This is a genomic window from Ornithinibacillus halotolerans (genome assembly GCF_014637405.1).
Taxonomy (GTDB): domain Bacteria; phylum Bacillota; class Bacilli; order Bacillales; family Amphibacillaceae; genus Ornithinibacillus; species Ornithinibacillus halotolerans.
Genome location: NZ_BMEY01000007.1, coordinates 65,205 through 76,241, shown reverse-complemented (window position 1 = coordinate 76,241; position 11,037 = coordinate 65,205). Strand labels below are relative to the sequence as shown.

The window sequence follows — 11,037 nt, the reverse complement described above, 5'->3', positions numbered from 1 at the left end:
TTTTCGTTTTTATTCCAATTCTATTGAATCGGATTGTTCTTTTTGCTTTGACTTTTGATGAAGTTTGTTTTCAATGAATTTCCCTATTACCCAGAATAAAACGATGCATACTCCCACTACAATGGTTTTAGTAGGGTTTTGAGCAAATGACAAAATACTTGATCCGACATACGAAATAGAAAATATCATAACTGATTTCCCTAACAACACCGCTAAAATAAATTGATACATATTTATTTTTGATAAACCCGCTACAACATTAATAACGGACGATGGCGAAAACGGAAAACACATCAGTAAAAAGAGTGGGCCGAAACCATGTTTTTCTAACCAGCCAGTTACTTTTTTTACTTGTTTATTTTTTCTAACCGCAACAAAGATTCTTTTGTCACCGAGGTTCCGCACAATCAGAAACACAAGTATTGCACCTAAGCTCGAACCTGCCCATGATAATAAAAATCCCTCTAATAATCCATATGCAGCTGCATTAGCCATAACAAAAACAACTAATGGTAGGAAAGGAAGAAATGCTTCTATAAACGGTAATAATATTCCCGGTAGTGGACCTAGACTTTCATAATCACTTAATAAATCCATTATGTACTGGTCTAATTCATCGTTTCTAACTGCTGTTTTCCAATCTGTAATGATACTCGATAAAATCATTTGTGTAAAATCTCCCCATCCCAAGGCCATATATACACTTTTATTTTAAAGTAAATTCTGCATTATGAAAAGTTTTAACCTAATAATGTCTATCTTAACCTTTCTTTTTGATTTTAGTATAGCCTCTTTCTTTCTTTTTTCTTATCTTAAGTAATTTTTTTAGTGTATTTTTTAAAACTTTAGCGTATAATGAGAACAAACGTTCCTTTATGGAGGGGAGATTATGCGCTATCTAACAGATGAAGAATTAACAATTACTTCAAGATTTCTTTTTCTTTCGATGGCAATTGTCGTCATTCAGCAAGATATTCAACATATCCAAAAAGGTGCTTTTAAAATTAAAGAACCTTATTTACAACTACTTGAAAAAATGAATGCTAACGCTTTAGCAGAACGTAGACAATTACGAATAGAAATGAAAAAAAGAAAACTAAAAGTTATGTTAATGAATAAAAATGACTCCTTTTCATCTTATCTTTTTATATCGAAAGGAAAAGAAGAAAAACGAAATTACTTTAACCCTGCTATTCGAAAAAAAGTCGAGACAATTGTACAAGAATTCATGCTTAAAGCTCTTTCCCGGGATCAGGATCGCGCTGTTGCAACTGTTTAATTCGTTGATCTAGTAAGTAACGATACTGTGCAGTTCGGTGAATTTGATTCATTACAGAACCATAGGATGCATTAATAACAACTTTCTTTCCATTTTTAAACACAATTTCTGAAGTTTTGCTATCAATACGTAAAACATGGTCGATGTGGGAATGTGCTATCCAAGAGCACTTGGAACTTGTGGGTGATGTTGTTGGAAAGAAATACATGCCACTAGAAGGATCGATTGAAATAGGTGCTTTATGTGTTATACCGCATATATTCTTCGTTCCTTCTTGCCTGCCTTTCAAACTTGCTCCAAAGAATTTACAAGCATAGTCAATAAACTTACTTGGTGAATGTTCTACCTTATATTCAATTTCATCTTCTAAAACAACGGTTTGAACGTTTCCTGTTTCATCTTTTTTTGCAACAACAGCCAAGGTTAAAGGGGAAATTTCATGAGTTGGAGTAAACATATTGTCATATAACATCGTAATCAAACATCCTTTCACTATTTTTCGAAAGGAAGAGGCTATATGCATTAATTTACCAGATTTTTCGCCAAATTAATACACTTAATCGACATTTTTCAAATTTTACTAAAAAACTCGTTTTTTCTTAATTTAATCTACTGATTTTCATTTTTTTCGGAAAAATTTCCTTCAATTCTTTGTTTTTCTTGAAATAATTTCTGGCTTTCTTCTAATGAAAAATTAGGATTTAAAATTGTAAATGTTTCTAACTCAGGATTTTGCTCGTTCTTTTCCAATGTAACCACCTCCATTTATACTAGTATGTAATATTTCCATTTTTTTCATACGAACAAAAAAAGGTAGGAATAATAACTCCTACCTTTTTTGTTTGCAATATAAACTGCTGTCCCTTGAGAACCGTTTATATCAATTAAATTTTAAATCTAGTAAAGTAAGTTAATGAAGTCTTCTTTTGTAATACGGCCAAGATAGTGCGCTACATCAACATCGCTAAGTGCTTCTTCAATTGCTTGTTTTTCATGGCGCACACCGATTAATATTTCTTCTAAATCTTTAATTTCTCCTAATCCAAAGAAATCACCATAGATTTTACAATTTTGGATTGTACCCTTATTCACGTCAAAACGAACGTCTAATAAACCAGTTGGGAATTTATGTGATGCTTGTACGTTAAATGCAGGTGATTTACCATAGTTCCATTCCCATTTTTGATAACGTTCTTCAGATATTTTATGGATGTTTTTCCAGTCTTCTTCCGTTAACTCATAACGTGGGACATCCTTCACATCATCAACTTGGAAAACATGCTTAAGAATACGTTCTTTAAATTCATCCATAGTAATTTTCTCATCAAGGAATTCAGAAATATTAGCTACGCGGCTACGAATCGATTTAATTCCTTTTGATTCAATTTTTTCTTTTTTCACTTTTAGTGCTTTAACAACGTTTTCAATTTCAGAATCAAGCATTAAAGTACCATGGCTGAACATACGTCCTTTAGTGGAGAACATCGCATTTCCAGAAATTTTGCGCCCTTCCACAGCGACATCATTTCTTCCTTGAAGTTCAGCAGGTACACCTAAATCATTTAAAACTTCAATAACTGGTTTTAAAAACTTAGCAAAGTTATGGAAGCTTTCTCCATCGTCCTTCGTAATAAAGCTAAAGTTAAGATTTTGTTCATCGTGGTAAACTGCTCCACCACCAGATAATCGACGGACAACTTTAATGTTATTTTCCTCAACATAATCTGTATTAATTTCTTCAATTGTATTTTGGTTTCTACCTATAATAATAGAAGGCTTGTTAATATAAAAAAGTAAATATGTATCCTTTTCACCAAAATTTTGTAAAATATATTCTTCAATTGCTAAATTAATCATTGGATCTGTAATACCTTTATTGTCTATAAATTTCATCGTATTTCCCTCCTAGTTCTGATTGTACAACTATAAGTTTATCGAAAACAGGAATTCTAGGCAAAGAAAACAGTCTTAAGATTCCCACACTAACCCTTCTGTAGCAAGACTAATTTTTCCGTCAAACACATTACTTGCTTGTTCAATTAAATCTTGTCGGTTTCCATATTGCGGTAAATGACTTAAGAGTAGTTCAAAAACATTTGCTTCTTTCGCTATCGTTGCCCCTTCAACACTCGTCATATGCCCTGCTTGTGACCCATCCTGATCAGCATAGAAATTACAATCAGTAACTAACAAATCAGCATCACTACTGAACGGAATCCAATCGTCTTGGAAGCTTGAATCCGCAGTATACACCATAACAGATTCTCCATCTGTTATCCGCATTCCGTAACATGGAACAGGATGCTTTGTTTTTTGAAAAGTGATAGAAAAAGGACCGATTTCTAAAGTTTCATTTGGATCATAAGCTACCCCTTCTGTAAATTCATGGGTTAACTTTCCAAACCCTTCTTTGTCTTCCATATGGCCATAGATTGGTAAAATATCTTTATTTCCTACAACATAGGATTGAACTAACCATGCATACTGAAGAACCCCGATATCCGCTATATGGTCTTGATGGTAGTGTGAAAGAATAACTGCATCAAGATTCAGTATATTTTTATATTGTTGTAGCCTCGATAATGCTCCACTACCACAGTCAATCAGTAATGTAAAATCATCTTTCTCTAATAAGTATGAAGATGTTGCACTTTCTGGAGCAGGAAAACCACCCCAATATCCGATAACCGTTAATTTCAATATTTCCACCCCATTTTTAAAATTTGTTGTAACACAGCATTGACCAATTGCATACTGTTATAATACAATAGAATTATCAAACAAAAGGAGGAACCACCCCATGTTGATAAATGTGCTAGAGTTTTTCCGAAATCTACCGAAGAAAAAGTGTCAAGAATGCGGTCAAGATATTAATGAACAAGCAGACTGCTACATTAATATTTGTACGGAATGTGATCACCCCGCTAGATAGATAACACTCAAGTTTATTTTAAGCTTAAAAAGAATAGGAAACAACTTTTGCACAGCTGATTATAAGCTGTGTTTTTTATTTATATATGAAACAAAGGATGATTGTGTATTCTGTTATAGTACAATTTGGAAATTAGCTGCCTTTGGAACTGGATATGTGACTGGGGTACTTTTATTTTGAGTAGAAGGGAACTGTGAACACGTCTATGTGACCTTACCTCCTTCTGCTCGGCTAAAAGGGAATAGAGAATGCTTCTATGTGACCTTACCTCCTTCCGATCGGCTAAAAGGGAACAGAGAATGCTTCTATGTGACCTTACCTCCTTTTGCTCGGCTAAAAGGGAATAGAGAATGCTTCTATGTGACCTTACCTCCTTTTGCTCGGCTAAAAGGGAATAGAGAATGCTTCTATGTGACCTTACCTCCTTCCGATCGGCTAAAAGGGAATAGAGAACACGTCTATGTGACCTTACCTCCTTCTGCTCGGCTAAAAGGGAACAGAGAACTCGTCTATAAGACCTTAGCTCCTTCTGCTTCACTAAAAAGGAACATAGAATGCTTCTATGCTACTTTATCTCCTCTTTCACAACACGAGAGTATATCAAGCAACTTTTAAAAATTATTTAAGATCCCCCCTAATCACTATTCACACAAACACTTAAAAAAATCTTCAGAAAAAACATTCAAAATAATATCCATCTGTTAAATTTTATATTATAATATTTAGACTACCGAAATACTTTTTTGAAAGGGGAAATTGTAATGACTACAACAGCAACTGCTAAAAGACTACTTCGTTCTGAAGTACCAGAGGAGCAAAAATGGGATTTAACAGACCTGTTTGCTACTTTTGAAGATTGGGAGAAAGAATTACAAGCTGTACAAGAAGATATTACAGAAGTAACAAAATTCCAAGGAAAACTAGGAAATGATGCTAAAACATTACTAGAATGCCTGCAAACATTAGAAGCCTATGAACAGCGTTTAGTCCGTGTGTTTACATATGCAAGCTTAAAATCGAGTGCCGATGGAAGTGACCCAGAAAACCAACGTGATTCAGCTAAAGTTTCTGCTGCTGGTGCTAGCATTGGGGCAAAACTTTCGTTTGTTAAATCTGAATTACTAGCTTTACCAGATGGTAAAATCGAACAATTTCTTAATGAAGAAGAGAATTTAAAACCTTATTCAAAAGTTTTAATTGATATTTTAGAAGAAAAGCCACATACCCTTTCACCAGAGCAAGAAGAAATGTTAGCAGCATTAGGACAAGTTCATGGCGCTCCATATATGATTTACTCACGAAGTAAAGCGTCAGATATGGTATTCGATTCTGTAGTAGATGAAGATGGAAATGAACACCCGATGTCAGCTGCACTATATGAAGATCGTTTTGAATTAGAATCCAATACGAAACTACGAAGAGACGCTTATGACTCTTTTACAAAAACTTTAAATCAATATAAGAATACATTTGCTGCAACATATGCAACAGAAGTTTCTAAACAATTGACTATGTCTAAGTTACGAAACTATGATTCTGTTACAGACATGCTACTAGCTCCACAACAAGTTACAAAAGAAATGTACGAAAACCAGCTAAATGTTATTCAAGAAGAACTTGCACCACATATGCGCAGATACGCTAAACTAAAAAAAGAAAAACTAGGATTAGATGAGTTGAAATTCTGTGACTTAAAAGCACCATTAGATCCGACATTCAATCCAAAAACGACTTATGAGGAAGCAAAAGAAGTTATTATCGAAGCTCTAAAAGTCATGGGACCGGAATACACAGAAATAATGGAAAAAGGATTAAATGAACGTTGGGTAGACTTAGCAGACAATGTTGGAAAATCAACTGGTGCATTTTGCTCAAGCCCTTATGGTGTTCACCCTTATATTTTAATTACATGGACAGACACTATGAGAGGTGCATTCGTATTAGCACATGAATTAGGTCATGCGGGACATTTTTATCTTGCTGGTAAAAATCAGTCCTTATTAAATACCCGTCCATCAACATACTTTATTGAAGCACCATCAACAATTAATGAATTACTGTTAGCAGACCATTTATTAAATAAAACGGATGATAAGCGTATGAAACGTTGGGTTATTACCCAATTACTAGGTACGTACTATCATAATTTTGTGACTCACTTACTAGAAGGAGAGTACCAAAGAAGAGTATATGAATTAGCAGAAGCAGGTACGCCATTAACAGCTAGCGTTCTAACACAACAAAAACAAGAAGCATTGGAAAAATTCTGGGGTGATAGTGTCGTATTTGATGAAGGTGCAGGTCTTACTTGGATGCGCCAACCACACTATTACATGGGATTATATCCTTACACATATTCAGCAGGATTAACTGTATCAACAGCTGTTGCAAAACAAATTCAAGAAGAAGGAAAACCTGCAGTTGATAGATGGTTGGATGTACTGAAAGCTGGTGGTACATTAAAACCGCTAGATTTAATTAAAAAAGCAGGTGTCGACATGTCTAAGCCAGATGCAATTCGTGAAGCAGTTGCATTTGTCGGTTCATTAGTAGATGAACTTGAGAAAAGCTATGAATAATTAATTCTAAATACACTAAAGCGCCTATGCAATTGGTTTCCATTGCATAGGCGCTATTTTATTTCCTGTTAATTTAGTTTATCGAGTTGATTTAACTGCTATTTTACGAACAAAATGATTTTGAGATCTCTTATCAAGTTTAATTCAGCTAGGATTCTAGACAAAATGATCTTGAGATCACTTATCAAGTTTAATTCAGCTGGGATTCTAGACAAAATGATCTTGAGATCACTCCTCGAGTTCATTTCAGCTAGGATTTTAGACAAAATGAACTTGAGATCACTTATCGAGTTTATTTCAGCTGGGATTTTAGACAAAATGAACTTGAGATCGCTCCTCGAGTTCATTTCAGTTAGGATTTTAGACAAAATGAACTTGAGATCACTTATCGAGTTTATTTCAGCTGGGATTCTAGACAAAATGATCTTGAGATCGCTCCTCGAGTTCATTTCAGTTAGGATTTTAGACAAAATGAACTTGAGATCACTTATCAAGTTTATTTCAACTAGGATTCTAGACAAAATGAACTTGAGATCACTTATCGAGTTTATTTCACTGCAATTTACGAACAAAATGAACTTGAGATCACTTATCGAGTTCATTTCACTGCAATTTACGAACAAAATGACCTTGATATCGCTCCTCGAGTTCATTTCACTCCAATTCCAAAAAGAAAATGAACTTGAGAACAATCCTCAAGTTCATTTCATCGCAATTATTTCCTAAAAAGAAGTTGATAATTCTTATCGACTCAATTGAAGAAATTCTAATACTTGCTCTACCGCTTTTTCACCTTGTTCAATGCAATCAGGAATACCTACACCTTCAAATGAACTTCCAGCAAGAAATACTCCTGGAAGATGTTTATTTGCTTCGTCTCGAACTTTCTCTATTCGTTCAAGATGACCAACGGTATATTGTGGCATTACATTTTTCCAGCGCGAGATTACACTAAACTCAGGCTTTGCAGTTATATTCATTGTTTTATTTAAATCATGTAAAACAATATTAATTAATTCTTCATCTGGTAAATCCACTACTTCTTGGTCGTTTGGTCTCCCAACATAGCAACGAATTAATGCCTTTCCTTCAGGTGTGGTCGTTGGCCATTTTTTGTGGGTCCATGTACATGCTGTAATTCTGTAATCATTATTACGAGAAACTACAAATCCTGTTCCATCAATGTCTTGCTTAATTGCTGATTGGTCAAATGCTAAGGCAACATTTGCTACAGAACTGGAAGGTACGTCCGTGAGCACATTAAGAAATTCAATATCATTAAACATTTTTGGTATAGTTTGGTGTGGTGTTGTAGCTATTACGGCACTAGCTGTTACAATTTCACCATCACTTAAAGATAGTTGATAACCTGAATCTATCTTTTCTATATGAGTGACTGCTTTCTCCATAGTAATAGATTCTTCATTTAATTTTTCTACTAATTTGTCAACAACTATCCCTAGCCCTTCTTTAAAGGAAAAGAATACTCCAGGAACTTTCTTTCCAGTAGGTTTAGGTGGTGTTGGGATTGTTTCTTGTAAACCTTTGATTAAGCTACCATATTTTTGCACGAGATGATAAAAGTTAGGAAATGTTGCCATTAAACTCATCTCATCAATATCACCAGAGTATATCCCAGCAAGTAATGGTTCAATTTCATTTTCAACTAATTCATCACCTAATCGTCGACGCAAAAAAGCACCTAATGATTGGTCTGCCTCTTCTTCTCCTTTACCCATTTCTAAATCTAGTAAGGCACGCTTCTTTCCTTCAGGGGAAACAAGTTCAGATTCTAGGAAACCCTCTATATCCTTTGGAATTCCCATAAAAGCACCTTTAGGCATTTTATGTAATTCTCCGTTTACAAGAATATACGATTGACCTGTTCCATTCCGAATCATCTTATCCTTTAATCCGAGTTCCTCCACTAACTTAACACCAGGTTTCTTTCTCACAATAATGGAATCTGGTCCTCGTTCTATAATAAATCCATCTCGCTTAAGGGTGTCTATTTTCCCTCCTAAGCGATTACTTGCTTCAATTAATTTTATCTCATATGGTAAATTCTTTTCCTGTATACTCTTTTGTAAATAGTAGGCAGCGGATAACCCTGTTATCCCACCGCCAATAATTACAATAGTTTCTTTTTCCATTACGCATCACGCTTTGCTCTAGTTTGAACTACATTCGCTAACGTTTCAATAAATAATGGATGAGTATTTGGCATTGGCGGGCGATAATAACTTACCCCAAGCTCATCACATACCACTTTACATTCATAATCATTGTCATATAATACCTCTAAATGATCAGCGACAAAACCTACTGGAGCGTAAACAAAAGCACGATATTCTTTTTCATTATAAAGATCTCTTGTTAGGTCTTGTACATCAGGTCCTAGCCATGGATCTGGTGTATTTCCTTCACTTTGCCAACCCAGTGCATAATTTTCAATATTAGCTTTTTCTACAATTAGTTTTGCTGTTTCTGCTAACTGTTCTGGGTAAGGATCGCCATGTTGTAAAATTTTCTCTGGCAGACTGTGAGCAGAGACGATAAGGACTGCATTTTCACGTTCTTCCTCAGACATCTTATTGTATTCAGCCGAAATATGGTCTGCCCAATATTGAATAAATCCTGGTTCTTGGTACCAGCTTTCAACTGATTTAATTTCAATACCATGCTTTTCAGCTTCTTCACCAGCACGAGTATTATATGATTTCACACTAAATGTAGAGTAATGTGGTGCAAGTACTAAAGAAACCGCTTCTTTAATCCCATCTTTCGCCATCTCTTGTACAGCATCCTCAATAAATGGAGCAATATGCTTTAATCCAATATACATTTTATATTCGTATTCATCTTGCATTTCATTTAATTTTACTTCAATAGCTTTTGCTTGTTCCTCTGTAATACGAGCTAATGGGGAAATCCCACCAATAGCCTTATAACGATCTTTTAAATCTTGTAATTGCTCTTCTGATGGTTTTCTACCGTGACGGATATGTGTGTAATATGGTTCAATATCTTCTTCTTTGTATGGAGTTCCATACGCCATAACTAAAAGTCCAATTTTTTTCTTTTCCATTTCAAACACCTCTTCAAGTAAGTTTCCAGATTCATTATCGTCTTGAATAAGTATGAATCAATTCAGTTAATTTCTTTAACGTATCTGGCTTCACATCTGGTGTAACACCATGGCCTAAGTTAAATACATGATTACCATCTTTTATCGATTGGTCTAAGATTGCTTTTGCACGCATTTCTATTGTCTCCCAATCTGAAAGTAAAATAGCAGGATCTAAATTACCTTGAAGTACTTTTGTCACTCCTAGTTGTCTTGCCTCTTCAATGGAAGTTCTCCAATCTAGACCAATAACATCAAGTGGTAGGTCATTCCACTCTTTTAATAGGTGACTTGCACCTACACCAAACATAATTAGTGGGACATTTTCATTTTTCAATTCACTAAAAATACGGTCCATAACTGGCTTAATATATGTACGATAGTCTGCTGCATTTAACGCTCCAACCCATGAGTCAAAGATTTGTACAGCTTTTACCCCTGCTTTAATTTGTGATTTTACATAGGTAATCGTCATATCAGCTAATTTTTCCATTAGAGCAGTCCATGCTTCTCTATTTGCATACATAAATGCCTTTGTTTTTCCGTAAGTTTTAGACGGACCACCTTCGATTAAATAGCTTGCTAACGTAAACGGTGCTCCACTGAATCCAATAAGAGGTACCGTAAGTTGTTCTTCTGTTAATAATTTAATCGTATCTAATACATAAGGCACATCAACTTCAGGAGTAATCGTACCAAGTCTTTCCACATCTTCTAGCGTTCTAATTGGATTATCAATTACAGGGCCAATACCTGATTTTATTTCAACATCTACACCAATTGCTGGTAGAGGTGACATGATATCCTTGTACAGAATGGCTGCATCCACATTATACTGTTCGACTGGAAGTCTTGTTACATAAGCACAAGTTTCAGGCCGGTGTGTAATTTCGAATAAAGAATACTGTTCCTTTAATTTTCGATATTCAGGTTGGGATCTCCCAGCCTGCCTCATAAACCAAACTGGTGTATAAGATGTTTCCTCCCCCTTATACGCACGAATAATTGTGTCATTAAAAGTCATGTAATCACCTTCAAAAGTTTTTTTATAATTTAAAATAACTACTTTAGTAATTAGGGTATTTACATCGAGCCCTATGAATAAACTTTCATTCTATAC

The 11,037-nt window shown here is 34.9% G+C and carries 11 protein-coding genes; 3 read left to right on the top strand and 8 right to left on the bottom strand.

Annotation, left to right across the window (positions count from 1 at the left end):
• Nucleotides 1-9: 9 nt before the first annotated feature.
• Nucleotides 10-666, bottom strand: a complete 657-nt coding sequence (locus tag IEV35_RS08445) for a TVP38/TMEM64 family protein (protein ID WP_188384237.1) — start codon at nt 664-666, stop codon at nt 10-12.
• A gap of 223 nt (nt 667-889) precedes the next feature.
• On the opposite strand from IEV35_RS08445, the gene IEV35_RS08440 reads away from it, so the two are divergent.
• Complete coding sequence (locus IEV35_RS08440) at nt 890-1,279, top strand: YhjD family protein (protein ID WP_188384236.1); 390 nt, start codon at nt 890-892, stop codon at nt 1,277-1,279.
• Here IEV35_RS08440 and IEV35_RS08435 read toward each other — a convergent pair.
• The 4 genes from IEV35_RS08435 to IEV35_RS08420 all read right to left on the bottom strand — a co-directional run bounded on the left by IEV35_RS08435 (nt 1,233) and on the right by IEV35_RS08420 (nt 3,979).
• Nucleotides 1,233-1,751: a competence protein ComK gene (locus IEV35_RS08435; protein WP_188384235.1), complete on the bottom strand. Its 519-nt coding sequence runs from the start codon at nt 1,749-1,751 to the stop codon at nt 1,233-1,235. The two genes, IEV35_RS08440 and IEV35_RS08435, sit on opposite strands and share 47 nt — an antisense overlap.
• Before the next feature lie 137 nt (nt 1,752-1,888).
• A complete protein-coding gene (locus IEV35_RS08430) occupies nt 1,889-2,029 on the bottom strand; it encodes a hypothetical protein (protein ID WP_188384234.1) in 141 nt (46 codons plus the stop codon).
• Between the two features lie 147 nt (nt 2,030-2,176).
• On the bottom strand, nt 2,177-3,172 hold the full coding sequence (gene lplA, locus IEV35_RS08425) for a lipoate--protein ligase (RefSeq protein ID WP_188384233.1): 996 nt from the start codon (nt 3,170-3,172) through the stop codon (nt 2,177-2,179).
• 75 nt (nt 3,173-3,247) lie between these two features.
• On the bottom strand, nt 3,248-3,979 hold the full coding sequence (locus IEV35_RS08420; RefSeq protein ID WP_188384232.1) for an MBL fold metallo-hydrolase: 732 nt from the start codon (nt 3,977-3,979) through the stop codon (nt 3,248-3,250).
• A gap of 103 nt (nt 3,980-4,082) precedes the next feature.
• Here IEV35_RS08420 and yhfH point away from each other — a divergent pair, with 103 nt between their 5' ends.
• Together yhfH and pepF are read left to right on the top strand one after the other, a co-directional pair.
• Nucleotides 4,083-4,211 carry a protein YhfH gene (yhfH, locus tag IEV35_RS08415; RefSeq protein WP_373284718.1) on the top strand — a complete coding sequence of 43 codons (129 nt, stop codon included), beginning with the start codon at nt 4,083-4,085 and terminating at the stop codon, nt 4,209-4,211.
• A 761-nt stretch (nt 4,212-4,972) separates the two neighbouring features.
• Complete coding sequence (gene pepF, locus IEV35_RS08410) at nt 4,973-6,790, top strand: oligoendopeptidase F (RefSeq protein ID WP_188384230.1); 1,818 nt, start codon at nt 4,973-4,975, stop codon at nt 6,788-6,790.
• Nucleotides 6,791-7,533: 743 nt separating this feature from the next.
• On the opposite strand, the gene hemY is transcribed toward pepF, so the two are convergent.
• Genes hemY through hemE form a run of 3 tightly spaced genes read right to left on the bottom strand, consistent with a single transcriptional unit; the run spans nt 7,534 to nt 10,941 of the window.
• Nucleotides 7,534-8,943, bottom strand: coding sequence for a protoporphyrinogen oxidase (gene hemY, locus IEV35_RS08405; protein WP_188384229.1), 1,410 nt, complete (start codon nt 8,941-8,943; stop codon nt 7,534-7,536).
• A complete protein-coding gene (gene hemH, locus IEV35_RS08400) occupies nt 8,943-9,878 on the bottom strand; it encodes a ferrochelatase (protein WP_188384228.1) in 936 nt (311 codons plus the stop codon). Before hemH ends, hemY begins: the two co-directional genes overlap by 1 nt.
• Before the next feature lie 34 nt (nt 9,879-9,912).
• A complete protein-coding gene (gene hemE, locus IEV35_RS08395; RefSeq protein ID WP_188384227.1) occupies nt 9,913-10,941 on the bottom strand; it encodes a uroporphyrinogen decarboxylase in 1,029 nt (342 codons plus the stop codon).
• Nucleotides 10,942-11,037 lie beyond the last annotated feature (96 nt).

What these genes read in the sequence shown, in the direction of transcription:
- IEV35_RS08445 (WP_188384237.1), bottom strand. Translation starts at nt 666, where the DNA reads ATGATTTTATCGAGTATCATTACAGATTGGAAAACAGCAGTTAGAAAC.
- IEV35_RS08440 (WP_188384236.1), top strand. Translation starts at nt 890, where the DNA reads ATGCGCTATCTAACAGATGAAGAATTAACAATTACTTCAAGATTTCTT.
- IEV35_RS08435 (WP_188384235.1), bottom strand. Translation starts at nt 1,751, where the DNA reads ATGTTATATGACAATATGTTTACTCCAACTCATGAAATTTCCCCTTTA.
- lplA (WP_188384233.1), bottom strand. Translation starts at nt 3,172, where the DNA reads ATGAAATTTATAGACAATAAAGGTATTACAGATCCAATGATTAATTTA.
- pepF (WP_188384230.1), top strand. Translation starts at nt 4,973, where the DNA reads ATGACTACAACAGCAACTGCTAAAAGACTACTTCGTTCTGAAGTACCA.
- hemY (WP_188384229.1), bottom strand. Translation starts at nt 8,943, where the DNA reads ATGGAAAAAGAAACTATTGTAATTATTGGCGGTGGGATAACAGGGTTA.
- hemH (WP_188384228.1), bottom strand. Translation starts at nt 9,878, where the DNA reads ATGGAAAAGAAAAAAATTGGACTTTTAGTTATGGCGTATGGAACTCCA.
- hemE (WP_188384227.1), bottom strand. Translation starts at nt 10,941, where the DNA reads ATGACTTTTAATGACACAATTATTCGTGCGTATAAGGGGGAGGAAACA.